We start from the raw sequence: 26,582 nt of genomic DNA on the forward strand, positions 1-26,582 counted from the left end.
CCTATTGCAAATGAAGCAATGTTTCTAACAGAGAAGGTGTAAATTTACATTTTTTTTGGCAACAGGGTATTATTTGACCTTTAAGTAATATCTTTGAACTAGTTCATTTATGATCAATAAAGCAGATTTATTTTGAGTTTTGAAATAAAATTACCCCTTTTTGAAGGTCCTTTTGACCTGCTGCTTTTCTTCATTGAGAGAGATGAGCTGGATATTCATGATATTCCTATTTCCAAAATCACGAATGATTTTTTAGACTATCTGCATCATTTAGAGCAAATGAATATAGAGGTGGCCAGTGAATTTATTCTGGTAGCCGCTACACTTATGCGCATAAAGTCTAAGCTTTTACTCCCAAGACCTCAGTTAGATGACGAAGGAAATGAGATTGACCCCAGGGAAGAGCTCGTAAAGCACCTACTGGAGTATAAAAAATACAAATCTGTTATTGAGCAACTCAAAAACATGGAGGAAGCTCAGATCAGTAAGGAGAAAAGAGGAAATATAGCCAAAGAAGTACGTTCTCTGTCAGAAACCATTAATGTAGAAGCTGAAATTCAGGACCTTGATTTATACAAACTACTGAGGGTATTTCAGCGGGTTATAGAGCGTTATGAAATAGAGCAGAATAAGCCTACTCATGAAGTCATCCAATATCCATACACTATTGCCAGCCAAAAAGATTTTATAGTTCATGAACTTGGTAAATCTCCCCGTCTGGCTTTTTCTACTGTGATAGAACATGATCCTAATAAAATAGCGGTTATATTCAATTTCCTGGCCATTTTAGAATTGCTACAGCTCAATATCATTACCATGCACATAGGAGAGGGGTTCAATAATTTTTGGATAGAGAAGTTAGAGGAGGTTGCAGCAGAGTAAATGAATCTTGATACTCAAAAAATATTAAAAACACTTAACCCTAATAAAATCTGGGTTCCTGCTGTTATAAGTTTAGGTTTCGTCGCCTTTAAAATATTTACCGATGACACCTTTACACCACAAAAGCTCAACCTGATTTTTCAGGCTAGGGTTATACCTGTTATATTAGCTTTTGCCGTACTATTCATCAAAGATGCTGCTTACGTATATCGGATTAGAACGCTAACTAATAAAGATCTTTCATGGGGAAGTAGCATATATGTTATTATCCTTTGGGAATTTGCTTCAGCAGTTACCCCATCAGTAGTAGGAGGCACGGCTGTGGCAGTCTTTATATTACTAAAGGAAGGGATCAACTTAGGCAAATCACTTGCCTACACCTTACTAACAGCCATTCTGGATAACCTGTTCTTTGTAATTTTTGCACCTATAGCCCTATTACTCATTGGAGCGAGCAGTTTTCCAGACTTTGAGGGCACTTTAAAAGGCCTTTTTATTACAAGCTATTCTCTGATTGCCATCTATACTTTTGTGATGGCATTTGCGCTCTTTTTAAGACCTAGAATCTTCAAATGGATCCTTATTAAGATAACATCAATAAAATTCCTGAGAAGATGGCGCTATGCCGCCTATCAGCATGGTAATGAGGTAATGTGGGCCTCTACTCTGATCAGAGGAAAGCAAAAAAGATATTGGTTTAAAATTATAGCATCTACTATTGTAGCCTGGGTAGCCAGGTATGCTATTCTCAACTTCATTATAAGCGCCTATACAAATGGCTTGGGTCTTACTGACCATCTACTCATTCTAGGCAAACACCTAATCCTATGGATAGTAATGCTGGTATCACCCACTCCTGGTGGTAGTGGCCTAGCCGAAGAGTTTTTCATTAAACTATTTGATGGCTATTTGGTGGAATTTACACTGGGAACAACATTATTCTGGAGGCTGATCACATACTATCCTTACCTGATTGGTGGAGCCGTGGTATTACCAAGATGGATCAAAAAAGTGTTTTACAAAAAGCCAAAAGCAGAAGAAGAATAGGAATTATTAAACTCCTTATTCATTCATAAAAGCTTCATGGAGCTGAAGTAGTTGAGGTAAAAGCATTATTGTCTCATTATTATTTACTGTATAGTCAGACTTTTGCTGTCTTTCCTCTTCAGGCATTTGTTTCTTAATAATTGCTTTAATCTCCTCTTCTTTCCTGAACTTATCCCTTCCTATAACACGCTTAATTCTAAGTGCTTCTGAAGCATAAACATTAATGACTTTATCAAGCATTTTATGAGAGCCTGACTCAAACATTATGGCGGCCTCTTTAATTACATAAGGATAGGTTTGTGCTTCCACCCAGCTAGTATAATCTTTTCCTACCCTTGGGTGAATAATATGATTAAGCTGAGTAAGTTTTTCAGGATCGTTAAAGACAATATTCGCTATGAAAGGCCTATCCAAATGTCCATTTTTATAAGCCTCCTTGCCAAAAAGAGTAGTTATTTCCTCCACTATTTCCGGATCATTATCGGTAAGCCATTTGCCTCTTTGATCTGCATTATAAACGGGAACTCCTAAAGCCGCAAATACTTGACAAATAAGGCTTTTACCAGAGCCTATGCCACCGGTAACACCGACCTGATAAGGTCTATTCATTTTTATCTACTCTTATTGCTGTACTGTCCAGCTGTACATTTTGAACGAAATCAGGAAAACCAGTAAGCACAGGTAGAATAGTAGAGTCTTGTTTATCCATCGCCTTAAAATCCAAGACAACATTAAAGTCTACATTATTTACTTCTTCCTGTCTATTACCTTCTATTTGGTAAGTGACTTCCACCTCTGCCTTTTCAGGAATATATTGATCGGGAAAATTATTTAAGGTAACTGGCACTGCTTTACTTTGGGTAACAAACTCAGCCACCTTAAACTGTACCTTTACAGTAGGCGGATTCCTATGAATTAATGATTGGTTAGGAATAGAAATAGCCACGTCTTCATCATAGTTCTCATCTATGTCTTCTTGCGGAATTTTAACATATACGGTATCTGACATTTCAGAAAGTATATTTTCCGGACCTTGAAGTAAGACTGAATCCGGACTAAAAACAATAGGAGAAATAATCTTAAAATCGCTATCTAAAGAAACAGTGGCACTATCAACCGATAAATGAAATGTACGGCTTATTCTTCTTTCTATATTTACAAATAGCGTATCAGTAAGCACGTAATTAAGCTGAAATTCATCCAGCTGCTCAGAAATGAGCCCGGGTAATGATGTACCCACAATTTTCTTATAATCAGCCGGTGTTTCAAGTGGTATTTCCAGTGGAGTCACTTTTATACCCAGACTGTTTCTGAATAAATTCCAGCCTAAGCCACTTACATTAAGTTGTACGTTTTCTGGTAGCCTCTCAACAGCCATATAACTGTCTTGATCATAAATAAAACGTACAGGATATTTTAAAGTAGTAGAGTAGTTTTCATTGAGGGCATTAAGAAACCAGAAAGTAGTGGCAGCGAAAACGCACAGCACTATTACCCTCACATTATTGGAGCTTTCTGGCTTAAATGACCTTATGATTTCTCTTATTCTACTCAACTTTTTTCTTCTTTCTTTTCTTCTTTTGCTGGTACAGTCGATTCTAACGAAATAGATGATTTAAGAAAAGTCATTTTCACTCCTTTATCCACTTCTAACACAACTGTAGTTTCATCTGAACTCATTACTTTTCCATGAATACCACCAATAGTAACCACTTGGTCACCTCTTTTAATTTCTTCAATGAATTTTTTTTGTTGCTTTTGCTTCTTTTGCTGTGGTCTTATCATGAAAAAATAAAACACTAAAGCCACACCACCAAAAAGTATTAATGAACTGTAACCGCTTCCACCATCTGCTGCCGCTTGTAATAAAACTGTTTTTAACATTTCGAATTCTAATTAAATATTTATGTAAAAGTACATGAATTAAAACAAAACATCCCAACCCCTTTTCAGGAGCTGGGATGAATTTTCTAATTTTCTTAAGCTTAGCCTTATTTCACAGGGCCGTCAGTAGTTTCTGAAGGATTTACCTGAGCTTTAATTCTAAGTCTTGTTTGCTTAGGCCAAGTGTTAGCAGTAAGTGTAACAGTCTTGTTCTGAGCATTAGACTTTCCTTTACTGTTAAATTTAGCAGTAACCTCACCAGTTCCTCCTACTGGAATTGGCTCTTTAGGCCATGTAGGCACTGTACATCCGCATGAACCTACAGCATTTTGAATGATAAGTGGAGCGTCACCAGTATTTTTAAATTTAAAAGTATGCTCTACTACATCACCTTCGTTAATGGTTCCGAAATCGAACTCTTCCTCTTCAAAAGCAAAAGCAGGAATAGGTCCTTCAGGCTTTTCTTCAGGTACTGCAGGTGTAGCAGTAGTAGCAGGCTTAGATATAGGAGCACCGCTTCCTTCTAATTCATTAATTCGATTTTCTAACTCAGCGATTTTCTTCTCTGATTCTTTGTTACTACTACAAGAAGCAGCAAAAATCATTGCCAACATACCAACAAACAGTGATAATTTGATTCCTTTTCTCATTTTATGCTTAATTTATTCTCTCGTTATGTTTAATACCAACAGTATTTATTACAAATCCGTTTCGTCCTTTTTCTCACCCTTTTTTATATGGCTGATCAATTCATCTACATCTTCAAGAAGTCTTTCTGCTTTTTCTTTAGCATCATCAACCACTTTTTGACCATGGCTTCTTGCTTCATTGAAGTTAGCATCCTTTTCTGAAACAAGATCTTCTACTAATTCTTCAAGCGTTTTTTTATACTTGTCTAATCTGTAAGTTAATCTGTCTCTGGTATTTGAGCCCTTATCGGGGGCATATAATATTCCTAATACAGCTCCTGTAGTAGCTCCGAGAAGAAACGCTAAAAGGGAGTTTCCTGATTTCGTACTCATAATTGGTTTATTTATTTATTGTCGATTAATCCTCGTCCACTTTTTCTGATATCACCAGATTCTACGAGTTCATTAGCTATAACATCTAACACACCATTAACAAATGTTTTACTCTTTGGTGTACTATATTTTTTAGCAATCTCAATATATTCATTAATTGTTACTTTTACCGGGATGCTTGGGAAATTTATCATTTCACTAATAGCCATATCAAGGATTACTTTATCAGTAGCTGCAATCCTTTCTATATCCCAGTTTTTAGTCTTTTTAGCAATCAATTCTTCATATTCGGATTCTACATTTGTAGTTTCCTCGAACAGCATGATAAAGAACGCTTTGTCATCTTCCCAGTTGTAAGACAACTCTTGTAATTCAAAGTCTTCGTCTTTCTCTTCTGGTATAGATTTAATGGTTTTTGTAACCAGGCTTTTTATAATAGCCCTATCTTCTACCCAGTTAAGATCTCCCTCTTCCATATGCTTATCAATCACCTCATTTTTAAACAATATGTTTTTTATGATATGATTAATAATGGCTCTGTCGTCTTCAAAAGTAGGGGCATCTAGCTTTTGATATTCCAGATACTCTTCGTCTACTTTTATAAACTCTTTAAACCAATGCCAGGCGATGGACTCGTCTTCCCATTTTAAATTACGCCTCAAGCTAACATTTTCCAGAGATTCGTTAAACTTTAAAGCGTGTATTAACAAATTTTTAACAAAATTATCGTGACCTCCACGCTTATCCTGTCCTGCCTTAGCAGCGAAAGCTATGAGTAGGTTAAGAATAGAAATATATTGATCATGGATTTTTTCGGCTTCATGAACCATATTCTTTTTAAAGAACTTAAAATCCTTATCTACATCACTATAATAATGTCTGATGGCATCATCTACTGCCTCATTAACTTTCTTTTCTGAGCCTTTTACGCTATGAAAAGATTGGTTTTTATAGTTTTCTTTGAAAATTTTCAGTGCTTCTTGCTTCTGCTCATTTAATAAGCCTTTATCCTGCACCTCCATTGAATTAAGGTCTGGAGCGAATCGCTCCGCTATGTACTCTTGGGCTATCCCATAGTTAGCTTCCCTGCTTTGCCTGTACGCAAAGATGGTTTGCATGGCCTTGATTCGTAATGTTCGTCTGTTGAGCATCTTTGTATTAAAAAAAGAACTTTAGTGTTCATTAAAAATAATGCACTCTCAAAAGTCCTTTTAAGAATTAATCTCCATGCCGGTGTACTGACATACATTTCCGGAGACTGTTGAGAGTGCCTCGTATCTATTGCAAAATTAAACAATTATTAATTATCGAGGCAACTTCACCTTACCAATATCTGCTATCCTTTTTTCAGCAGCACGAATAGCGGCTTCTTGAGATGGAATACCTTCCTTTTCTGCCTCTGCAAGTATATTTAGACAGGTATCATAAATATTTTCAGCTCTTTCATACGCACGCTGACGGTTATAATTGCCTAAATATTCTTCATAAACATTAATAATACCACCAGCATTAATAAGAAAATCCGGAGCATAGGTAATTCCTTTTGTTATTAACATATTACCGTGCTTATGCTCATCTTCCAACTGATTATTGGCTGCACCTGCTACCATGGCACATTTTAATCTATCAATGTTTGTATCATTTAACGTAGCTCCCAAAGCACAGGGAGCGTATATGTCTACATCTAAATCATAAATTTCATCCATACCCACTACTTTAGCTCCTGTAGTAGCAGAAAGCTGTTTTAACTTCTCTTCGTTAATATCAGTAATAAATATTTCAGCATTTTCTTTAACCAGATGATCCACCAAATACATTCCCACCTGACCTACGCCCTGGACTGCTATTTTCTTACCGGTTAAACTATCAGTGCCAAACACCTTCTTAGCGGTAGCCTTCATGCCCATATACACTCCATAAGCAGTAACAGGAGATGGATCACCGCCACCGCCCATAGTTTCGGGCAAACCGGTAACATGCTTGGTCTCCATACCGATGAGTTCCATGTCACGAGTTTTCATGTTTACATCTTCAGCGGTTATATATTTACCATTAAGGCTATTTACAAACTTGCCAAACCTCCTCATAAAGGCCTCTGTTTTCATGGTAGTGGCATCTCCAATAATTACAGCCTTACCGCCGCCCAGGTTAAGACCAGTTATCGCAGATTTATATGTCATCCCTCTCGACAGCCTGAGCACATCTTTTAGAGCCTCTTGTTCTGATGCATAGTTCCACATACGAGTACCTCCGAGCGCCGGCCCCAGTACAGTATTATGCACAGCTATAATAGCTTTTAGGCCTGTTGGTTCATCATGGCAAAATACCACCTGCTCATGCCCCAGCTTTGCTAAACCCTCAAAAACTGAAGGTTCAGAAACTTGCTCCAACTCATTTATTTGCATCATCATAATGTTAAATAATTAGTTTATTGTAGTTTTGACTCATTCAAGAAAAATGCTCTTAAATAAGATCGCGCAAAATTAGACTTTTTTAATATTTTATCAATCTGAGAAACGCCTGTAGGTAACCTCTTTACTCTACTTTCGTTATGTAATTAATTGGTATGTTCCTGACCCATTTTGCCCTGTTGGTTGCTGCTGCATGAAAGAATTAAGTTATTTAAATAAGTATTTCCTCAAATACAAGTATCACCTCATTTCAGGGATACTGTTTATTACGTTATCAGTAATATTTCAAATAGCGCCTGCATTAATAGTAAGGTACGCTATTAATCTGGTCACAGAAAATATAAACATCTACAGATCTTTAGATGGCCTGGACCTGCAGGATAGTTATTATTCTGTATTTGCGGGTAGCATTATTATATATGCCGTTTTAATTCTGGCACTCGCACTTTTAAGGGGTGTATTTCTATTTTTCGTGAGACAGACCATAATAGCCATGTCTCGTTTAATAGAATATGATTTGAAAAATGAGATCTATTCTCACTATCAGTCTTTACCCTTAAGCTTTTACAGAAGAAATAATACCGGAGATTTAATGAACAGAATCTCTGAAGATGTAAGTAAAGTAAGAATGTACATAGGCCCCTCTATTATGTATGGCCTTAACTTGTTCGTACTTTTTGCTATACTTATTCCATACATGTTTACGATCAACGTTACCCTAACCTTGTTTGCGTTGATACCGCTGCCGATTCTTTCTATCAGCATTTATTACGTAAATAACATTATCAATAAAAGATCAGAAGAAATACAGATCAGCCAGTCGGGTTTATCTACTTTTGCTCAAGAGGCCTTTTCAGGAATCCGCGTATTAAAATCATTTACTAAAGAAAAAGACTCTGTAAAGCAGTTTACTGATAAGAGTGATGAATACAAAATAAAATCACTTAAGCTGACTAAGGTACAAGCTTTGTTCTTCCCACTAATTTTAGGATTAATAGGAGTGAGCACTATACTTACCGTATATGCAGGAAGTACACAAGTTATTAACGGTACACTTACTTTTGGTAATATAGCAGAGTTCATTATCTATGTAAACCTACTCACGTGGCCAGTGGCCTCTCTTGGTTGGATCAGTAGTCTTATTCAAAGAGCAGCGGCATCACAAAAAAGAATTAATGAGTTCCTGAAAACAGAAAATAACATCATAAGTACTGAAAACCTTAAAACTGAAATTAGGGGAGAAGTAGAATTCAAAGATGTTACGTTCGTCTATCCTGATTCAGGAATTACAGCTCTAAAGAAAGTATCATTTAAAATTGAACCTGGACAGTCTTTAGCCATAATAGGTACTACAGGATCAGGTAAAAGCACGATTGCCAACCTTATTTCAAGGTTATATGATGCTAGCGAAGGTGACGTGCTGATTGATAACACAGACATTAAAAAATATCATCTGGTAAGTCTTAGAAGCCAGCTGGGTTATGTGCCTCAGGACGTTTTCTTATTTAGCGATACTATTTATAATAATATTGCCTTTGGTACTATTGAGATGAACGAAGACCGAGTAATAGAAGCGGCCAAAGAAGCAGATGTATATCAAAATATTATGGATTTTCCTGAAGGTTTTAATACCAGAGTAGGGGAAAGAGGTATCACCCTGAGTGGTGGGCAAAAGCAAAGGGTTTCTATTGCAAGAGCTATATCTCGTAACCCTAAAATCCTTATGCTAGATGATTCTCTCTCTGCTGTAGATACCAAAACAGAGAATACCATTCTCAACAGTATGAAGAGAATAATGAAAGGTCGTACTTCCATTATTATTTCTCACAGAGTTTCTTCTGCCAAATTAGCCGACAAAATCATTGTGTTAGATGATGGCGAAGTGGTAGAAAAAGGAACTCACGACGAGCTTATTGAATTCAAAGGAATGTATAAAGAGCTTTACGACAAGCAAACTCCAAGTGAAGAAAAGGTTTCTTAAATTGACTACTCAGTTATAATAGGAAAATATATTTCCATGTCGCGGCTGTCTTTGTAGACTTCAATAGTATATTCATCTAGCTTATAGCCTTGTTTCTCGGCATAGTTATTAGCTTCTTCTCTTACGTCCTCTGGTCTCGGCATTACAAGATTATGAGCAGTAATCACAGTGCTTAAAAACCTGGCATTGTGAAAAGTTCTAACATCGTTAAACGCCATACCTGAGATTATAGTGGAGTCTGTGGAGGTAACACCGATAAACTGCCTTACGGAGTCTTTCATAACAGGGGTAAGATAATTCACTACAGTAAGGTTGCAGTCTCCTCTTTGCTCAGCAATTTTTTTAGCCTGAAAAAAGAGTTTTTCCATTTTAGGATCATTGTACTTAGCCACATATTCCTTACCGCTGATGTATAAATGAGGATAGTCCTTTTCCTGAAAATCCAGAGTTTCTCCTCCTCCTAACTTAAAGAAAATAAACGTTCCTACCAGGGCTACTGTCAGAATGCCCAGAATTATCTTTTTTACCATTAAAGTATATTGTAATTAATCTATCTCTACTAACAAAAGAATCGCAGTCAGGTTGCTTAAAACACCCAGCGTAGACCTACACCACCTTGCGGTCTTATATAACCTGGGTCTTCTGATATGTCTGCAAATCCTGCTACTTCTATGAATGCTGCTATGGGTAATTCAAAGTATGAATACTCCAGCCCAACAGTTCCAGTAGGGCCAAGGGCATATCTATTATCAACGAAATGCAGAATTTCATTTTCATTATAACCCTGCTCCCAGACGTACTCGTATTTAATTTTAGAATGCCTCCATTCTACTCCCAGACCCACGTAAGCCTGTAAGCCTTTAACCCAAGAATCCAGACTAGTCTGATACATCATTCGCACTTCACCAGTCCAATTAGACTCTACCTTATGATTAAGATAACTAAATCCTTCGCCAGGATCAAGTAGTGAATCCAGACCAGCAGTATATTCATCAAACTGATCTCTGAAATATTTACTATAAAGGCCACTTGCACCTGTGCCGAAATCAACTGACATGGCAAAGTGCTTAGTAAAATAAAGCTTATAGGTAAGCGCGAAAGGATCTCCCAACTTTATGCCTATACCCTGATACGGATATCCTGTGTCTTCAAACACAGGGCAGGCTACTCTGGCCTTCTTCCTAGAAAAGCGCCCTGGTTTTTTAAATTTTCCTTTATAAAAAGGCTTATTCTGAGCCTGTGTGCTAGCCAAGGGTACCGAAACCACTAATAGAACAACAAAAAATATTCTACAAAAAATAGAGGACATGCAAGTATTTATATTAAGGCTGTAAATTAATACGCTTCGGGATATTTTAATAATTATGTAATGAAAAATTAAACTATCTCCTTATACTGCATCTTATGAAGCTGAGTATAGTAACCCCCAAGTTCAATCAACTCTGAATGATTTCCTTCTTCTTTAATTTCTCCTTTGTCTAATACTATGATTTTATCTGCCTTTTGAATGGTAGAAAGTCGGTGCGCAATAACTACGGCCGTTCTATCTTTCATCATTCTTTCTATGGCATTTTGTATCAGCTCTTCTGTCTCTGTATCTACTGATGACGTGGCTTCATCTAAAACCAAAATTTTAGGATCATAAACCATAGCCCGTACAAAAGAGATCAATTGTCTTTGACCTACAGAAAGAGTAGAGCCACGCTCCATCACATTATAATGCAAGCCTCCTGGCAGTCTTTCTATAAACTTCTTAGCGCCTACAAGCTCAGCAGCATGCATTACTTCTTCTTCTGTAATAGATTCATTTCCTAAAGTAATGTTGTACAAAATAGTATCACTATAAAGAAATACGTCTTGTAGTACCACTCCAATTTTACTGCGTAAACTGGCTAAATCATATTGCTTAACATCTACACCGTCTACTTCTATGCTTCCTTTATTAATATCATAAAAACGACTCAGCAAATTGATAATTGAAGATTTACCAGCTCCTGTGGCTCCTACTAGGGCCAGAGTTTCTCCTGGTTTTACATTAAAGTTGATATCCTTCAGCACATAGTCCTCATCATTATAAGCAAACCACACATTTTGAAATGAAACGGCTCCTTCAATATTTTCAGGGTTATGATTTCCTGTATTAGGGATGTACTCATCGTTATCCAAAAGCTTCAGTATTCTGGATGAGCTTACAATACCCAACTGCAAAGTGTTAAACCTATCTGCAATCATTCTTATTGGTCTGAAGAACATTTGGATATACATAATAAAGGCTATCAGCTTACCAATGGTAATTCCGGTAACGGCTTCATCTATCACTCCCTTAGCTCCATACCAAACCAGCAAACCAATACCTGCCGCACTGATTATTTCTGCCACTGGAAAATAGACAGAATAATAAAGAACAGATTTTAGGTTGGCTCTTTTGTGCTCTCTGTTAATGGCTTTAAACTTTTCATATTCTCTCTCTTCACTACCAAATATCTGTACTATGCTCATTCCGGTAATATGTTCTTGCACAAAAGAGTTGAGGTTAGCCACAGCGTTACGCACATCGTTAAATGCCACTTTTATTTTCTCTTTAAATACATAAGTAGAAACCAGCAAAATAGGCAATGTAGATAAACTGATTAGTGCCAGGCGCCAATCACTAGAAAACATAATGATTAAAATAAAGATCAGCTGCAGCAAGTCTCCCATCATAGCGGCCAATCCTTGAGAAAAAACATCGGCCAAAGTCTCCACATCAGAAATAGTTCTTGTTACAAGCCTTCCGATAGGGGTATTATCAAAAAACTTAAGCCTTAGTTTTACTAAATGTTCATATAGCTGTACCCTAATATCTCTGATAACATACTGACCAAGCCAGCCAGAAAGGTAGGTGTGGGCATATTGCACTAGAGCCTGAGCGAATAATATTCCTCCGAGCACCAACATCATATTAACCATGCCCTGGTAGTCTCCGTACGCAACATGATTATCTAATGTCTGCTGTATAAGCAAAGGCAACAATGGGGCTAAAACTCCTAGTGCTATGGTTAAGAAAATAAGTAGAAAAAACCTTCCTTTATAAGGCTTCACAAACCGCATTAACCGCTTCAACACATCTAAATCTACAATGCTTCCGCTATTTACTTTCTCTTTTTCCAATCTACAATCTAATATCTTCGGGATAACATACCCTGGTTAAAAAAAGTCCCTGAGGAGGAGCCGATGCTCCGGCATTTCTTCGGTTTTTACTGTCGATAATTTGCTGAAAGTCATCTATGCTCAACTTACCACTACCAACCAGAAATAAAGTGCCTACTACCGCCCTTACCATACCGCGTAAAAACCTATTGGCTGAGATATGAAACACATAATAATCTTCCTTCTCCACCCATCTGGCTTCAGTAATGTTACAGCAGAAGTTGTTCACGTCTGTTTTTACCTTACTAAAAGCTTCGAAATCATGCTCCCCAATCAGTAACGAAGCCGCTTGGTTCATGGTTGTAATATCCATTGGTTTTACAAAAATAAAACTCATATCATGGTAGAAAGGGTTCTTTTGCCTGCTAACATAATATTCATAACTACGAGAAGTAGCCGTGAACCGCGCATGAGCCTCCTCATTTACTGCAAATATGGCATTAATGCTAATATCTTCTGGCAAATAACTGTTTAAATTATAGCGTAGTTTGCCTGTATCAATTTCATTTTCAAGATCAGCATGAAAAAACTGCTGCTTGCAATGTACCCCTGTATCTGTTCTGCCACTACCGGTAATTACTATGGGTTGATTAAGTATTAAGCTCATAGCTTCTTCTACTGCCTGCTGCACAGAAATAGCGTTTTTCTGCCTTTGCCAACCATGATACTTTTTACCATGGTACGAAATTTCAAAAAAATATCTCATCAAATATATCTTAGGATGTCATGTAAAGCCTCTACCTGAATGTAGTCTTCTGTTAAAACCTCCTCAGTAGGCACTTCATGCTGCCAGGTAATTTCATAGGGAACATAAATAGCATTGCTGCCAATATTCAATACAGGAATGATATCTGATTTTAGAGAATTGCCAATCATTAAAAACTCTTCAGGATATAAATCAAGATGACTAACGAGTCTTCTATAATCAGATTCCGATTTCTTGTTCATTACTTCTATATGATGAAAATACCCTTCTAAGCCTGACTTTTCTAACTTTCTATGCTGATCTAATAGATCTCCCTTCGTAACTAAAATAACCCTGTATTTCTTTCTTACTTTGCTTAAAATATCCTCCACCTGATCCAAAAGCACTACGGGCTTATCCAGCATTTCTTTGCCTATGTTTAAGATGTGATTGCTCAAGTTGGCTGAGAAATTTTCACCGCATATTTTCAAAGCGGCCTCCATCATAGATAGAGTAAAGCCTTTTATGCCAAAACCATATAAATCCAGGTTCTTGACTTCCACCTCATACAGCACCTTCATAATGCTTTCGCTATTTCCATAATCTGCCATTAGCTTGCAAAAAGCCGCTTCAGCCTCTCTGAAATAGTTCTCGTTTACCCACAGGGTATCATCGGCATCAAAGCCAATAACTTTTATATTCTTATTTTTAAAGTCTTTCATATATCACAGCGGCACCTTGTCCTACTCCTACACACATAGTGGCCAGGCCGTATTTTGCCGATTCTCTCTTTTTTAATTCATGTAGTAAAGTGGCAGATATTCTAGCACCGCTCGCTCCCAGCGGATGCCCCAGCGCTATAGCTCCACCATTTACATTTACCTTTTCAGGATCTAATTCTAAATCTCTCATACAAGCAATTGACTGAGCAGCAAAAGCTTCATTAAGCTCCACCAGATCAATATCGTTGATTTTAAGGCCTGCCCGAGCCAATGCTTTCTGTGTGGCGGGTACGGGCCCAATACCCATCAGTGCCGGGTCTACCCCAGCTACCGCCATAGAAACTATACGAGCCATAGGCTTCAATTGATATCTTTTCAGCACCTCCTCACTTACTACCAAAGCAGCGGCAGCACCATCATTAATACCTGATGAATTACCAGCTGTAACAGTACCGCCCTTTTTAAACGCGGGTTTTAGTGTAGCAAGCTTATCCATACTGGTAAGCCGTGGGTGCTCATCTTTATCAAAAAGTATATCATCTCCTTTCTTTTGAGGAACTGATACAGAAATTATTTCACCTTCAAAGGCATTTATTTTATTTGCGTTATCATATTTAAGCTGGGAAAAGTGTGCAAATTCATCTTGTTCTTGTCTGCTAATGTTATACTTTTCCGTCACATTTTCTGCGGTTTCTCCCATTCCGTAAGGATAGTGCTTTTCTGATAATGCCGAATTTACAAACCGCCAACCTATAGTAGTATCATAGATTTCTGCATTTCTACCAAAGGCCGTTTCTGACTTACTCATTACAAAGGGCGCTCGTGTCATGCTTTCCGTGCCTCCTGCTATGTAAGCGCCACCTTCCCCCAGCATAACGGCCCTGGCAGCATCCATAATAGCTTGCAGACCAGAAGCACATAGCCGATTGACCGTAACACCGCCAACAGTAATAGGTACGTCAGCCAATAGAGCGGCCATCCGCGCTACATTTCTATTATCTTCTCCTGCCTGATTCGCGGCTCCAAAAACCACATCTTCCAGCTCTTTCACATCAAAAGCCTTATTTCTCTCTACAAGACCCTTAATAACATGTGCCGCCAAATCATCTGGGCGAACCGTAGCCAAACCACCGCCAAATTTCCCGATAGGAGTTCTAAGGATATCTACTATATAAGCCGCTTTCATTATCACAAAAGTTAAAATTGAGGAATAAAGGACCTGATGGTATCTGCGGTTTTGTTTTTTTTAACCGCGTGGTTTGATTTAATTTGCACTTGCAATTTAAGCCAATAGCCATATGTTACAAAGGATTCAAACCGTATTTCTATTACTAGTAGTATTACTGATGCTACTTACTCTTATCTTCCCTATGTGGGTTTATCACTCACCAGACACCGATAAAGGCATTATGCTCACCGCCTTTTATCTTGTTACTAATAATGGATTAGAAGAAGTGTCTAAAGAATATTTCCCTTACATTCTCATTGGTGCTTTTGCCATACTTTCTGCCATAGTAGGCATAGTAGAGATTACCAGATTTAAAAATAGGATGCTTCAGATTAAACTAAGTGCGCTTAATTCGCTACTCATATTTTGTTCTTTGGGCCTAAGCTTTTGGTTTGGTAAAGGAGTAATGGAAAGTGAAGAAATTCAAAACAGCTGGACATACGGTATCGGCAGCTTTTTACCAGTAGGAGCCATGATCTTTAATGTGCTTGCCAATCGTTTTATCAGAAAAGATGAAAGACTGGTAAGGTCTGTAGACAGAATTAGATAAGAGTTAATAAAATACTAATGATATAAAGGAGTGAAGTTTTTCACTCCTTTTTTTATGTCAAAACCTGACTAATTAACCTTTCATAAGCTCAAAAATTCCTGCGAGTTTATAATAAAACCGTAAAATCTGTCAATTTGTCATTGCTTAACTAATGGAATAGATTTTGGTCAGCGGTTGAATGTAAAACTGAATTTTAAAAATTAACTCATAAACGCAATGGCAGAAAAAGGCACCATTTCAATCCATACCGAGAATATCTTCCCAATCATTAAAAAGTTTCTTTATTCTGATCATGAGATATTCTTAAGAGAGTTGGTTTCTAACGCAGTAGACGCCACTCAAAAACTCAAAAGACTATCATCATTAGGAGAAATCACTTCTGAAATAGGCGACACTACCGTAGAAGTAAGCTTCGATAAAGATAAAAAGACCATCACCGTAAGTGACCGCGGTATTGGTATGACCGCCGAAGAAATCAAAAAATATATTAACCAAATTGCCTTTTCAGGAGCTACAGAATTTGTAGAGAAGTTTAAAGATAAAGGTGACGCCAAAGACATCATTGGTAAATTTGGTTTAGGTTTTTACTCCGCCTTTATGGTAGCCAGCCAGGTAGAAATCATCAGTAAATCATATCAGGATGGTACAGAAGCTGCCCGTTGGATTTGTGATGGATCTACAGAATTTGAAATTACTGAGGCCACTAAAGAAACTCGCGGTACAGACATTATTCTACATGTAGCTGAAGATTCTGAAGAGTTTTTAGACGAATGGAAATTAAAGTCTATTCTAGATAAATACTGTAAGTTCTTACCTGTGCCCATTAAATTTGGTACAAAAGAAGAGCAAGTAGAAGATGGACAAGATGATGAAGGTAAGCCTAAGTACAAGTCTGTAACTCAAGACAGAATAATTAACGATACTACTCCTCTATGGACTAAAGCGCCAGCAGATCTTAAAGATGAGGATTATCTTAACTTCTATAAAGAACTTTACCCTATGTCAGAAGATCCATTATTCTGGATCCACCTGAACGTAGATTATCCTTTTAACCTTACTGGTATTCTTTACTTCCCTAAAGTGAAAAATGACTTTGAGGTTCAGAAAAACAAAATACAGCTTTATTCACGCCAGGTATTCATTACTGATGAAGTAAAAGATGTAGTGCCTGAGTTCTTAATGTTATTACATGGGGTTATAGATTCACCAGATATTCCTCTTAACGTATCAAGAAGTTACCTTCAGTCTGATGGTAATGTGAAAAAAATCAATAATCACATCACTAAAAAGGTAGCAGACAAGCTAGAGGAGTTATTTAAACAAGACAGAGAGTCTTACCAAGCAAAATGGAATGACATAGGTGTTTTTGTAAAATACGGTATGCTTAGTGAAGATAAATTCTATGATAAAGCTAAGAATTTCGCTCTATTCACTAACACCGAAAATGAGTTCTTCACATTTGATGAGTACAAAGAAAAAGTACAGGAAACTCAAAAAGATAAAGACGACAACGTTATCTACCTATACACTACAGATGCTGGCAAGCAAGATGCCTACATCCAATCAGCCAAAAATAAAGGCTATGATGTACTTCTGTTAGATGGTGTTATTGACAGCCACTATGTTAACTTCTTAGAGCAAAAGCTAGAAAAAACACAGCTGAAACGTGTAGATGCTGAAAACATAGAAAAGATTATTGATAAAGGCGAGACTATTGCCAGTGTTTTAAGCAAAGAAGAAGAAGAAAAAGTAAAAGAAATCTTCGAAAAGGCCGTGAATAACCCAAGCATGAATATCTCTGTAGAGTCATTATCTCCAGATGATATGCCTGTAACTATAACCATGTCTGAGTTTATGAGAAGAATGAAAGATATGGCCAAAAATGGCGGAGGTGCTTATGCCATGATGGGTAGTATGCCTGATCAGTTTGAAATGTCAATTAACGGTAATCACAACATAGTAGGCAAAATACTGAGCGCTGATAACGATGATAAAAAGGCTCAATTGGCTAAACAAGCCTATGACTTGGCCATGCTTTCTCAGAACATGCTACAAGGTAAAGACCTTACTAACTTCATAAAAAGAAGTATAGACATGGCTGCAGAATAAGCTATTTCAATAAAATAAATATTATGAGGCCATTCATTTTAAAAGTGAATGGCCTTGTTTTTTGAGCTAAACAACAGAGAAGTGACCAAAACCTCTAATTATGGAACTTTTATAAGCTCAACCTTATTGAAGAATAGAAATAAAATTTAGTTCTTTACGTTAATTATCCTAAACTAAAATTTATTGTGAAATATCCATTTCTTAGTATAATACTCCTATTAGTTTGTTTCCACACCAAAGCACAGGAAGTAGATCCTGAAAGTGAAGATAAGATGTTTACCATCAATACGCCTATTACCATAGAGCTAGATGATGACAAGGAAGAAGAAGACGATACTGTAGAACCCAAAAAGAAGAAAAGAAAGAAAAAGGTATTTTACGGTATTAAAACTAAAAAACGCTTTACGCAAAGTGGTAGTGGCACAAGAAAGACCTACGAGTTATTTTATGTCATAAAAGATCCTATTGAATTAGACCCTTACGTAAGGGATATTTATTGGGTAGACTATAGAAGAGGTGCTATTCGTCATGGCGGAGAAGTAGATCAGGAGCATGGTGCCGTACTTCACGGTCCTTATAAGCGCATGCAGGGTGAACAACTTATAGAAGAAGGCATCTTCTATAAAGGTATGAAGCATGGCCGGTGGGTAGAATATGATAAAAACGATCTTCTTGTAGACAAAGAAAAATATTACAAAGGGTGGCCTAAAGAATCAAAAGTGAGCTATTACGATAGAAATCGTGAAAAAATGAAAGAAATAGTACCTATAGAATATGGAGAAAAAGAGGGCAACTATTTTTACTTTCATGAAAATGGCCGAGTAGCTGTTCGGGGTGAATTTAAATGGGACCAAAGGGTAGGTGATTGGGTAGAATATTACTCCACAGGCCGAAGAAAAAAGGTAGTTAGGTATCCAAAAGAACCCTTTGATAATGATATGACCCCATTTACATGGAAAGAATGGAACCGAAGAGGTAAGTTAGTTTACGAAAAAAGGTAAAAAAATCAGGCAAATGGGTTCCGGCCTAATATCCTCTTAACGCTTCAATCAAAATAGGCTAAGTTATTTTGTAGTAAAATTTCATCTAAACCTTACGCTTACCTACAAACAGGCAGTTTATTATTTAGTATTTTTTTGGTATCTTATTATCAGGATTAAGAGTTGATAATATGAGTATAAGGCCATTAAAATATTTTTTATTAATTTTAAAAGATATTGATTTATTAAGATGCCTTAAAATATATCGAGGCATCCTGTTTTCAATAGCCAGATCCCAGGCTTTTTACGGTAGGTATTTCACCTACTCCCCACCGTTCAACTATTCCAGTGTTTCGGTAACTAAAGGGTTCATTCCTTACACATCACATTATCTATTGATGTTTTCACTAAACATAGTGATATCAATGGCGGTTCTATTGGCTTAAAGCAAAAAGCAATACTTACCAAAAGATAAGTACAGTAAACTATATATGATTGTGTAAAGGATAAATAATAATTAAAAAGCAGGTTGTGAGGCAGATCATGAGGAACAAATTATCATTTAATATTCCAGCTACCAGAGCTATACATTTTAAGAACTTTCTGGTACTCATCTTATCGTTAGCCATTGCACTGTATATTGATTTTATAACTCCACTTGGCTTAGCTGCTGGCAGCTGTTTTCTAATAGCTTTCATTTCCACCAGAGGTTCAGAAAGTATCATATTTCCATTTCTGATTGCTTTTACAGTAAGTATTCTAATTATCATAGGAGCATTTATTTCTCCTATGGGCCTGGATAGAGAAACGGCTCTTTTTAACCGATGTCTCACCATTATCATTTCCTGGATAATGGCTAGCCTGCTCTTTTTTAAAAAAATAAGTAAGCTGGAGTTTCAGGAGGTTTCTAAAGAACTAAGCACCCATGCTACAGAAATACAAGAAGCCCATGCAGCCCTTGAAGCAACTCAAAAAGAAGTATTGAACATGACAGAACGCACAGCAAATTACCAGCGAGAACTAGAAGAAACCCAATTAATATTAGAGATGGCCACTGAAGCTACTGAAGCAGGAGTTTGGTCATGGAATACTTCTACCAAGATAATGACCAGTGATGAACGCATGTTATTGCTTTTTGACTTGGATTTAGAGAATAAAACAAATTCTGCCAGGCCTTTTATTAACCGTATTCACCCAGAAGAGCGAAAAGAGGTGTTGGAAATTCTTAAAACCTCAACAGAGCAAAACAAGAGCTTTCAATTTGATGCACGTATTATAGATCGTTTTGGTAATCGTAAACATGTCAAAACCATTGGATCAGTTAAAGCAAATCCACAAACAAACGAAAAGGAAATAACAGGCCTTTGCCTAAACATAACCAGAGATAAGCTTAAAGATCAGGCACTTCTGGAGAGCACAGAAAGATTTCAATCGGCCATAGAATATTCGCCTATAGGCATAGGTATATTAGATTTATATGGCAATTGGATACAAGTAAACCGGGCATTAGAAGAAATATTTGGTTACTCAGCAGATGAGTTATACCAGTTTAGCTTCCAGGATCTTACACATCCTGATGACCTGGAAGAAGACCTTCAATTTGTAGAAGAAATTATTGATGGTAAAATTAAAAGCTACCAGATGGATAAAAGATACTACAAAAAAGATGGTTCCATATTCTGGGCTCAGCTAAACGTATCCTTATTACGGAGTGGAAATGACGTACCACAATACTTTATAAGTCAGATCCAAGAGATTACAGAACGTAAACTAGCGGAGCAAAGAATTCAGGATATAGTAACAGAAAGAACACAGCAGCTTGAAGTAGCCAACAAAGAGCTAGAAGCCTTTAGCTATTCTGTATCTCATGATTTAAGATCTCCACTGCGTAGTATTCATGGTTTTAGCCAAGCACTGCTAGAAGATTACTCGGACAAGTTAGATGATACTGGTAAAAATTATCTAAACCGTGTTTCTTCTGCCAGCATACGTATGGGTAGACTTATTGATGATTTGCTCACCTTATCACGTATTACCAGGCAGGATATAAACATTACAGAAATAGATCTTTCTGACATCGCCAACCAGATAGTTTCCAACCTATCTCAAGATTATCCGAAAACCAATTTTACTATACAGCCCAATATTATAGGCAATGCAGACCGTGGACTCATGTCTGTAGTATTAGAAAACCTTTTAGGAAATGCTGCCAAATACTCAGGAAAAGAAGAAACTCCTCAAGTAACACTTACTATGGAAAAGATTGAGGGTAAAAAAACCATAATAATAGAAGATAATGGGGTTGGTTTTGACATGCAATATTCATCTAAGCTATTTGGAGCCTTCCAAAGGCTGCATAGTGACAGTGAATTTGATGGTACAGGCATAGGCCTGGCCACTGTAAAAAGAATACTTAATCGGCACGGAGAACAGGTTTATGCCGAAAGCACACTGAATCAAGGATCGAAATTTTACTTCACTCTAAACTAAAGATTATGGCCGATGAAATTCTCCTGGTAGAAGATAATGAGGATGATATAACACTAACCCTCAGGGCACTAAAAAAACAAAACATCCTTAATAATGTAATAATAGCTCGTGATGGTAGCGAGGCCTTGGATTTATTGCTGGGTAAAGATGGGCAAGAAGCTATTAAACCAGCACTGATATTACTAGACCTAAAACTACCCAAGGTAGATGGTCTTGATGTGCTAAAGAAGATTAATAAATTAAAAATGGACCGACCTCCGATTGTGGTTCTTACTACTTCTACGGAAGAAGAAGATATAGTAAAAAGCTATAATCTTGGTGCCAATAGCTATATACGTAAGCCCGTGGACTTTTCACAGTTTACTGAAGTAGTAGGTCAGTTAGGTTTATACTGGTTGGTTATTAATGAAAAAAAGCCGAAGAATGAGTGACGGATTTCTGAAAATACTAATTATAGAAGACTCTGTAGATGATTATGATTTATTGGTAATGCAAATAAAAAGAGCCGGCTATAAATTAAATTCCAAAAGAATAGAGAGCAGAGAAGAATTGATTAACTCTCTGGATGATCACTGGGATCTGATTATTAGCGATAACTCATTACCACAATTTAATGCACCGGAAGCCTTGAAGATTACACGGTCTACAAATTATCATCTACCTTTTATTATAGTATCAGGTACTATAGGGGAAGAGGCTGCGGTCAGTGCTATGCGCGCGGGAGCCAATGACTATATTCTTAAGGGCAACCTAAGCCGCCTTATGCCTGCTATAGAAAGGGAAGTAAGAGAGTCTGATAACAAAATAAAAAAAATAAAAATAGAAAAGAAGCTGGAGCAAAGTGAAAAGATGTACCGCTTCCTTTCTGGCAGTATTCAAGATGTATTTATAGCATTAGACGCTGACTTTAATATTAGTTACTGGAATGATCACGCTCAGCATGAGTTTAATACCGGGCAGGGTGTTCTTAAAACGCCAATTTTTAATGTACTTCCGGCATTTAAAAATGAAAAATTAAAATCCGTTCTAGAGCATGTTTTAAATGAGAAGAAATCTCAACACTTTGAATTTGAACATGCTTCTTATAAGTATTTTGAAGGAAGTATCTATCCTACAGAAGAAGGTATAACTATAATAGCCAAAAACGTAACGGAGCAGAAACAAGTAAAAGAAAACCTGCTGAAAATTAATAATGAGTTAGAAACACTAATGTACCGCATCTCTCATGACTTAAAAGGGCCCGTAGCTTCTATTAAAGGGCTTATTAATATAGGCATGAAAGATTTTCATGATAATAAAGAGGTGCAGCTATTATTAAAAATGTTTGATAACAGCACACTAATGCTCAATAACACCCTTAATGAACTTCTCAATATTACCAGAATAAAACAAGGGCAAATCAAACCTGATCCATTTCAGCTTCATACACTTTTAAATGATGTGGTTAGTGGTTTAAAATTTTCTGATGGTTTTGATGATGTTGAAATAAAATTAGAAGGTTGTGAAGACATAGAAATATTAACTGATAAAAGGCTGTTTAGATCAATAATTCAAAACTTACTAGAAAATGCCATAAAATACCGTGCAAGAGACAAAAACAAGAAATTCATAAAAATATACGCCTCAAAACAAAAAAACACTACCACTCTTTATATAGAAGATAATGGCCAGGGCATTCCTAATACATTACAAAAAAATGTTTTTGAGATGTTTTATAGGGCCAATGAATCTTCACAAGGATCCGGATTAGGATTATATATTGTTAAGAGCGCATTGGACAAATTAAATGGAATAGTTACCTTGAATAGTGAAGAAGGAACCGGCTCAACATTTATGATTAAAATTCCGGATTTAAATGACCTCTGGGGATAACAAGAAAAATATTAAAATACTATTCATTGAAGATTCTGAAGATGACTTCGAGCTTATTCTAAATAAATTAAGAAAAGAAGGGTACACAGGGAAGAATAAGAGAATTCAAAATTCAGAAGAACTTATTGAAGCATTACAGGAAGAAGATTGGGATCTTATTATAAGTGACAATCAACTTCCTCGCTTAGATGCTCATACAGCTTTAAGAATAACTCGTAATAAAGATTTACATGTTCCTTTCATCATAGTATCAGGCACTATTGAAGATGGAGACGCGGTAAATGCCATGCGTGAAGGAGCTAATGACTATATCATAAAAAATAACCTGGCTCGCTTTATTCCCGCTGTAGAACGAGAGCTAAAAGAGGCTCATAACCGAAAAAAGAAATACAAGGTAGAAAAGGCACTAGCCAAACGCCATAAAGAATACCAGCTGCTGGCAGAAAACATCCATGATCTTGTTTGTCTACATAATCCATACGGCACTTACATATGGGTAAGTCCCTCTTCCAAAAAAATTACAGGATATGATTATCAGGACCTGGTGGACACAGCACCAGAAAACCTCCTCCTATCTCATGAAAAAGGCCTTTTAGAAGAAAGAATCTGGAGCGCCTTCCGAGAAGAGAATAGAGCACAGCCCATTCGCCTTGATTATAAGGTTAGAAGAAAAGAAGGCATTATTATTTATCTGGAAACCATAGCTCAGCCTATTTATGAAAACAATGAACTCAAGCAAATACTTACTACCTCCAGAGATATTACAGAACAGAAACTGGCTTATGACCTGCTCATAGAAAGTGAATCTCAATATCAAAGTGTAGTAGAATCCATTGCTGAGGGCGTAATCCTTTATGATGAAAAAGGAACCATTGTAAATTATAATAAAAGCGCCTCCCTTACTTTGGGGCTTTATGAAGAGGTAAATAAATTTACCAATCTGGAAGATAGGTTTGAACTAATTAAGCCAGACCGTACACCATTTCCTGCAGAAGAGTTACCGCATAAGGTCACATTAAAAACAGGAAAACCATGCTCCAACGTGCTGATTGGTTTGCCCAAAGAAGGTAACATTATGTGGCTCTCATTCAATTCCTCTCTTTTCCTTCAACCTAATGGAAAGACAGGAGTAGTTATTTCTATTTCTGATGTTACTAAACAAAGGGTATATGAAGAACGCGTAACAGCAGTAGCTGAAGAGCTAACCACATTAATAGACACGGCCAACGCGCCTATTTTCGGCCTAGATTGGTATGGAAAAATAAACGAATGGAACCAGGTAGCCTCTAAAATAACCGGATATAGCAAAGATGAAATCTTAGGTAAAACCCTTATTGATGAGTTCATTTTAGATGGATATAAAGTAGCCGTTACAAATTTACTCAAGTCAGCCTTTAGAGGTAAGAGCGTCACTAACTACGAGTTACCCATTTACACCCGTACGGGTAAAGTAGTTACCATCCTTTTTAATGCTACCCCTCGCCGAAATATTAATAATGACATTACAGGCCTTTTAGGGGTAGGCCAGGACATTACCGAGCTAATAGATTATAGAGAAAGACTAGAGCATAAAGTAGCAGAAAGAACCAAAGAACTTAAAGAAGCCCTTAATAAAGAAAAAGAGCTTGTAGCCTTAAAATCAAAGTTCGTTTCCATGGCCTCTCATGAATTCAGAACCCCATTATCTACTATTAATTTCGCTGCCAATTACCTTTTAAAGTACAGCGAAAAGCTTACTCCGCAAGATGCCCAGCAAAAGCTCAATAAAATTATGGAACAGGTTCGTCACATGACTTACCTGCTAGATGATGTATTGCTTATTGGTAAATCAGAATCAGGTAGAATAAAAGTAAACCCGGATGTACTTAACATTCAGGAGTTCTTCTTAAAAATGAAAGAAGAAGTAACTAACAGCACCCAGAACACACATGAAATTTCGGTCTCTCTCGGTCTGGAGAAAAATGTAATCGTAATTGATGAAAAGCTGCTTAGGAATATAGTCATTAACTTATTGACTAATGCCATAAAATTTTCCCCTGGCAAGAAAAAAGTGCTGCTAGATGTTATTTACAAAAGTGGCCTGCTTACCGTAAAAGTAAAGGATTGGGGTATAGGAATAGATGATGAAGACAAGAGTAAAATTTTTGAAGCATTTCACAGATCTAACCAGGCCCATGCTATTCAGGGCACAGGTTTAGGATTGTCTATAGTAAAAAAAGCCGTTGATATGCAAAATGGAAACATTGAAGTAGAAAGCGTGCTGAATGAAGGTACCATGATAAAAGTAGAAATTCCAATAGATGAAGAATAGGATCCTGATCATAGATGACACTATTCCTCTTTTAGAAGAAATAACTGACATTCTAAAAATGGAAGAGTACGAGGTAGAAACAGCCAGCGATGCCTATGAAGGTATGCGTAAAGTAGCTACTACCTCTCCCGATCTTATCATTACCGATGTTCTCATGCCAGAGATCAACGGGTTTCAGTTTATTGAAAAGATAAAATCTTTAGATAAACATAAACATATACCCATAATAGTATTATCTGCCCAGGCCTCTAAAGAAAATCTCGATAAAGCCAAAGAGGTAAAAGCCGATCTCTATTTGAAAAAACCTTGCTCGGCAGATGAACTTATTTATTCTATTGAAAGTCTTTTAAATAAAAATATATGACTCCCGTAAAAATACTGTTGGTAGATGATCATACATTAATGAGAGAAGGAATAGCCTCTATGCTTCAGCATATTGAATTTGTGCAGATAGTAGGTAAGGTTGAAAGCGGAGAAGATGCCATAAACGCAGCTCAAAGCATGCAACCAGATATTATTCTCATGGATATTGTTATGAAAGGAATGAGCGGCATAGAGGCCACCAGATGGATAAAAGAGCAAAACCCTGACATAAAAGTAATTCTTCTCTCCAGCGAAGTAAGTAAAGACTACATTACCTTAGGTGCTAAAGCCGGTATAAATGGCTACCTACCAAAAAACGTGAATAAAGAAGGATTAGTAGAAGCTATTAGAAAAGTAAATGCAGGCGAAAAATACTTTAGCCCATCTATCATGGAAATAGTATTTGAAAACTTCTATGAGCAAGAGTCATCAAATAAAAAGCCTACCAAAAAGAATACTGATCTTTCCAACAGAGAAATGGAAGTGCTGGAGCAGGTGGCCTTAGGCAAAAGCAATAAAGAAGTAGCCGATGCTCTTTTTATAAGTGTTAAAACCGTGGAAACTCATAAAACTAATATCCTATCAAAACTCGGCCTGAAGAACACTGCCGAGTTGGTAAAATATGCTATAAAAAATAATATTATTGAGCTCTAAGAATCTTAAAGCCATTTATCAGGGTTTCCCCTAAAATAGAAACAGTAAGTTTTATTCTATATCGGTCTCATACATTATCCATAAAGCTCAGTCTTAAAATAAGGCGCTTTTTAAGGGGAATACGTAATATAATTTTTCAGTACAAACCCTTAAAAAAACATACCACTTTATCACCAAATTTGTATAGAGTGAATGATTATTT

25 protein-coding genes are annotated in these 26,582 nt (G+C 36.8%); 12 read left to right on the forward strand and 13 right to left on the reverse strand.

All coding sequences use genetic code 11. The features are described from left to right. The first annotated feature begins 132 nt into the window (after positions 1-132). Positions 133-882 carry a segregation and condensation protein A gene (locus tag LVD15_RS07260; RefSeq protein WP_233779633.1) on the forward strand — a complete coding sequence of 250 codons (750 nt, stop codon included), beginning with the start codon at positions 133-135 and terminating at the stop codon, positions 880-882. Further along, on the forward strand, positions 883-1,929 hold the full coding sequence (locus tag LVD15_RS07265; protein WP_233779634.1) for a lysylphosphatidylglycerol synthase transmembrane domain-containing protein: 1,047 nt from the start codon (positions 883-885) through the stop codon (positions 1,927-1,929). A gap of 15 nt (positions 1,930-1,944) precedes the next feature. On the opposite strand, the gene coaE is transcribed toward LVD15_RS07265, so the two are convergent. The 7 genes from coaE to LVD15_RS07300 form a co-directional block, all read right to left on the reverse strand. After that, entirely contained in the window at positions 1,945-2,538 is a 594-nt protein-coding gene (gene coaE / locus LVD15_RS07270) for a dephospho-CoA kinase (RefSeq protein ID WP_233779635.1), read from the reverse strand. Further along, the gene (locus tag LVD15_RS07275) at positions 2,531-3,484 is read right to left on the reverse strand and encodes a YbbR-like domain-containing protein (protein ID WP_233779636.1); all 954 of its coding nucleotides are present in this window, start codon (positions 3,482-3,484) and stop codon (positions 2,531-2,533) included. The genes coaE and LVD15_RS07275 overlap by 8 nt, the downstream gene beginning before the upstream one ends. Further along, a complete protein-coding gene (gene yajC / locus LVD15_RS07280) occupies positions 3,481-3,813 on the reverse strand; it encodes a preprotein translocase subunit YajC (protein WP_233779637.1) in 333 nt (110 codons plus the stop codon). Before yajC ends, LVD15_RS07275 begins: the two co-directional genes overlap by 4 nt. A 107-nt stretch (positions 3,814-3,920) precedes the next feature. Then, positions 3,921-4,463: a DUF1573 domain-containing protein gene (locus LVD15_RS07285; protein WP_233779638.1), complete on the reverse strand. Its 543-nt coding sequence runs from the start codon at positions 4,461-4,463 to the stop codon at positions 3,921-3,923. Between the two features lie 48 nt (positions 4,464-4,511). Then, positions 4,512-4,835 carry a YtxH domain-containing protein gene (locus LVD15_RS07290; RefSeq protein WP_233779639.1) on the reverse strand — a complete coding sequence of 108 codons (324 nt, stop codon included), beginning with the start codon at positions 4,833-4,835 and terminating at the stop codon, positions 4,512-4,514. An 11-nt stretch (positions 4,836-4,846) separates the two neighbouring features. Beyond that, entirely contained in the window at positions 4,847-5,953 is a 1,107-nt protein-coding gene (gene nusB, locus LVD15_RS07295; protein WP_233779640.1) for a transcription antitermination factor NusB, read from the reverse strand. A 186-nt stretch (positions 5,954-6,139) separates the two neighbouring features. After that, positions 6,140-7,243: a Glu/Leu/Phe/Val dehydrogenase dimerization domain-containing protein gene (locus LVD15_RS07300; protein ID WP_233780943.1), complete on the reverse strand. Its 1,104-nt coding sequence runs from the start codon at positions 7,241-7,243 to the stop codon at positions 6,140-6,142. Positions 7,244-7,439: 196 nt separating this feature from the next. Here LVD15_RS07300 and LVD15_RS07305 point away from each other — a divergent pair, with 196 nt between their 5' ends. After that, positions 7,440-9,227 carry an ABC transporter ATP-binding protein gene (locus LVD15_RS07305; RefSeq protein WP_233779641.1) on the forward strand — a complete coding sequence of 596 codons (1,788 nt, stop codon included), beginning with the start codon at positions 7,440-7,442 and terminating at the stop codon, positions 9,225-9,227. A gap of 5 nt (positions 9,228-9,232) precedes the next feature. Here the strand turns inward: LVD15_RS07305 and LVD15_RS07310 are convergent, their stop codons facing one another. From LVD15_RS07310 to LVD15_RS07335, 6 genes are all read right to left on the reverse strand, one after another. Beyond that, a complete protein-coding gene (locus LVD15_RS07310; protein ID WP_233779642.1) occupies positions 9,233-9,757 on the reverse strand; it encodes a hypothetical protein in 525 nt (174 codons plus the stop codon). Positions 9,758-9,813: 56 nt separating this feature from the next. Continuing rightward, positions 9,814-10,536, reverse strand: a complete 723-nt coding sequence (locus LVD15_RS07315; protein ID WP_233779643.1) for a hypothetical protein — start codon at positions 10,534-10,536, stop codon at positions 9,814-9,816. A gap of 68 nt (positions 10,537-10,604) precedes the next feature. Further along, positions 10,605-12,317 (reverse strand): ABC transporter ATP-binding protein, encoded by a 1,713-nt coding sequence (locus LVD15_RS07320; protein WP_233780944.1) that lies wholly within the window; start codon positions 12,315-12,317, stop codon positions 10,605-10,607. A 61-nt stretch (positions 12,318-12,378) separates the two neighbouring features. Then, on the reverse strand, positions 12,379-13,122 hold the full coding sequence (gene truA / locus LVD15_RS07325; protein ID WP_233779644.1) for a tRNA pseudouridine(38-40) synthase TruA: 744 nt from the start codon (positions 13,120-13,122) through the stop codon (positions 12,379-12,381). Further along, entirely contained in the window at positions 13,122-13,823 is a 702-nt protein-coding gene (locus tag LVD15_RS07330) for an HAD family hydrolase (protein ID WP_233779645.1), read from the reverse strand. The genes truA and LVD15_RS07330 overlap by 1 nt, the downstream gene beginning before the upstream one ends. Next, positions 13,810-15,009, reverse strand: a complete 1,200-nt coding sequence (locus LVD15_RS07335) for a thiolase family protein (protein ID WP_233779646.1) — start codon at positions 15,007-15,009, stop codon at positions 13,810-13,812. The genes LVD15_RS07330 and LVD15_RS07335 overlap by 14 nt, the downstream gene beginning before the upstream one ends. Positions 15,010-15,121: 112 nt before the next feature. Between LVD15_RS07335 and LVD15_RS07340 the strand changes: the two genes are divergently transcribed. The 9 genes from LVD15_RS07340 to LVD15_RS07380 all read left to right on the forward strand — a co-directional run bounded on the left by LVD15_RS07340 (position 15,122) and on the right by LVD15_RS07380 (position 26,380). Beyond that, positions 15,122-15,601 (forward strand): DUF4293 domain-containing protein, encoded by a 480-nt coding sequence (locus LVD15_RS07340; protein ID WP_233779647.1) that lies wholly within the window; start codon positions 15,122-15,124, stop codon positions 15,599-15,601. Positions 15,602-15,817: 216 nt separating this feature from the next. After that, positions 15,818-17,710 carry a molecular chaperone HtpG gene (htpG, locus tag LVD15_RS07345; protein ID WP_233779648.1) on the forward strand — a complete coding sequence of 631 codons (1,893 nt, stop codon included), beginning with the start codon at positions 15,818-15,820 and terminating at the stop codon, positions 17,708-17,710. A 185-nt stretch (positions 17,711-17,895) separates the two neighbouring features. Then, positions 17,896-18,711: a toxin-antitoxin system YwqK family antitoxin gene (locus tag LVD15_RS07350; protein WP_233779649.1), complete on the forward strand. Its 816-nt coding sequence runs from the start codon at positions 17,896-17,898 to the stop codon at positions 18,709-18,711. 522 nt (positions 18,712-19,233) lie between these two features. Then, positions 19,234-21,180, forward strand: a complete 1,947-nt coding sequence (locus tag LVD15_RS07355; RefSeq protein ID WP_233779650.1) for a sensor histidine kinase — start codon at positions 19,234-19,236, stop codon at positions 21,178-21,180. A 5-nt stretch (positions 21,181-21,185) separates the two neighbouring features. After that, entirely contained in the window at positions 21,186-21,611 is a 426-nt protein-coding gene (locus LVD15_RS07360; RefSeq protein ID WP_233779651.1) for a response regulator, read from the forward strand. Next, on the forward strand, positions 21,604-23,052 hold the full coding sequence (locus tag LVD15_RS07365; protein ID WP_233779652.1) for a hybrid sensor histidine kinase/response regulator: 1,449 nt from the start codon (positions 21,604-21,606) through the stop codon (positions 23,050-23,052). The genes LVD15_RS07360 and LVD15_RS07365 overlap by 8 nt, the downstream gene beginning before the upstream one ends. Then, the gene (locus LVD15_RS07370) at positions 23,036-25,363 is read left to right on the forward strand and encodes a hybrid sensor histidine kinase/response regulator (RefSeq protein ID WP_233779653.1); all 2,328 of its coding nucleotides are present in this window, start codon (positions 23,036-23,038) and stop codon (positions 25,361-25,363) included. Before LVD15_RS07365 ends, LVD15_RS07370 begins: the two co-directional genes overlap by 17 nt. Continuing rightward, on the forward strand, positions 25,353-25,727 hold the full coding sequence (locus LVD15_RS07375) for a response regulator (RefSeq protein ID WP_233779654.1): 375 nt from the start codon (positions 25,353-25,355) through the stop codon (positions 25,725-25,727). Before LVD15_RS07370 ends, LVD15_RS07375 begins: the two co-directional genes overlap by 11 nt. Beyond that, entirely contained in the window at positions 25,724-26,380 is a 657-nt protein-coding gene (locus LVD15_RS07380) for a response regulator transcription factor (protein WP_233779655.1), read from the forward strand. The genes LVD15_RS07375 and LVD15_RS07380 overlap by 4 nt, the downstream gene beginning before the upstream one ends. The last annotated feature ends 202 nt before the right edge of the window (positions 26,381-26,582 follow it).

The sequence above is a fragment of the Fulvivirga maritima genome, assembly GCF_021389955.1.
In the GTDB taxonomy this organism is placed as follows: domain Bacteria; phylum Bacteroidota; class Bacteroidia; order Cytophagales; family Cyclobacteriaceae; genus Fulvivirga; species Fulvivirga maritima.

Excerpts from the sequence above, each read along its gene's own strand:
- LVD15_RS07265 (WP_233779634.1), top strand. The coding sequence starts at position 883 with ATGAATCTTGATACTCAAAAAATATTAAAAACACTTAACCCTAATAAA.
- coaE (WP_233779635.1), bottom strand. The coding sequence starts at position 2,538 with ATGAATAGACCTTATCAGGTCGGTGTTACCGGTGGCATAGGCTCTGGT.
- yajC (WP_233779637.1), bottom strand. The coding sequence starts at position 3,813 with ATGTTAAAAACAGTTTTATTACAAGCGGCAGCAGATGGTGGAAGCGGT.
- LVD15_RS07285 (WP_233779638.1), bottom strand. The coding sequence starts at position 4,463 with ATGAGAAAAGGAATCAAATTATCACTGTTTGTTGGTATGTTGGCAATG.
- LVD15_RS07290 (WP_233779639.1), bottom strand. The coding sequence starts at position 4,835 with ATGAGTACGAAATCAGGAAACTCCCTTTTAGCGTTTCTTCTCGGAGCT.
- nusB (WP_233779640.1), bottom strand. The coding sequence starts at position 5,953 with ATGCAAACCATCTTTGCGTACAGGCAAAGCAGGGAAGCTAACTATGGG.
- LVD15_RS07300 (WP_233780943.1), bottom strand. The coding sequence starts at position 7,243 with ATGATGCAAATAAATGAGTTGGAGCAAGTTTCTGAACCTTCAGTTTTT.
- LVD15_RS07305 (WP_233779641.1), top strand. The coding sequence starts at position 7,440 with ATGAAAGAATTAAGTTATTTAAATAAGTATTTCCTCAAATACAAGTAT.
- LVD15_RS07310 (WP_233779642.1), bottom strand. The coding sequence starts at position 9,757 with ATGGTAAAAAAGATAATTCTGGGCATTCTGACAGTAGCCCTGGTAGGA.
- LVD15_RS07315 (WP_233779643.1), bottom strand. The coding sequence starts at position 10,536 with ATGTCCTCTATTTTTTGTAGAATATTTTTTGTTGTTCTATTAGTGGTT.
- LVD15_RS07320 (WP_233780944.1), bottom strand. The coding sequence starts at position 12,317 with ATGCGGTTTGTGAAGCCTTATAAAGGAAGGTTTTTTCTACTTATTTTC.
- truA (WP_233779644.1), bottom strand. The coding sequence starts at position 13,122 with ATGAGATATTTTTTTGAAATTTCGTACCATGGTAAAAAGTATCATGGT.
- LVD15_RS07330 (WP_233779645.1), bottom strand. The coding sequence starts at position 13,823 with ATGAAAGACTTTAAAAATAAGAATATAAAAGTTATTGGCTTTGATGCC.
- LVD15_RS07335 (WP_233779646.1), bottom strand. The coding sequence starts at position 15,009 with ATGAAAGCGGCTTATATAGTAGATATCCTTAGAACTCCTATCGGGAAA.
- LVD15_RS07340 (WP_233779647.1), top strand. The coding sequence starts at position 15,122 with ATGTTACAAAGGATTCAAACCGTATTTCTATTACTAGTAGTATTACTG.
- htpG (WP_233779648.1), top strand. The coding sequence starts at position 15,818 with ATGGCAGAAAAAGGCACCATTTCAATCCATACCGAGAATATCTTCCCA.
- LVD15_RS07355 (WP_233779650.1), top strand. The coding sequence starts at position 19,234 with ATGAGGAACAAATTATCATTTAATATTCCAGCTACCAGAGCTATACAT.
- LVD15_RS07360 (WP_233779651.1), top strand. The coding sequence starts at position 21,186 with ATGGCCGATGAAATTCTCCTGGTAGAAGATAATGAGGATGATATAACA.
- LVD15_RS07365 (WP_233779652.1), top strand. The coding sequence starts at position 21,604 with ATGAGTGACGGATTTCTGAAAATACTAATTATAGAAGACTCTGTAGAT.
- LVD15_RS07370 (WP_233779653.1), top strand. The coding sequence starts at position 23,036 with ATGACCTCTGGGGATAACAAGAAAAATATTAAAATACTATTCATTGAA.
- LVD15_RS07375 (WP_233779654.1), top strand. The coding sequence starts at position 25,353 with ATGAAGAATAGGATCCTGATCATAGATGACACTATTCCTCTTTTAGAA.
- LVD15_RS07380 (WP_233779655.1), top strand. The coding sequence starts at position 25,724 with ATGACTCCCGTAAAAATACTGTTGGTAGATGATCATACATTAATGAGA.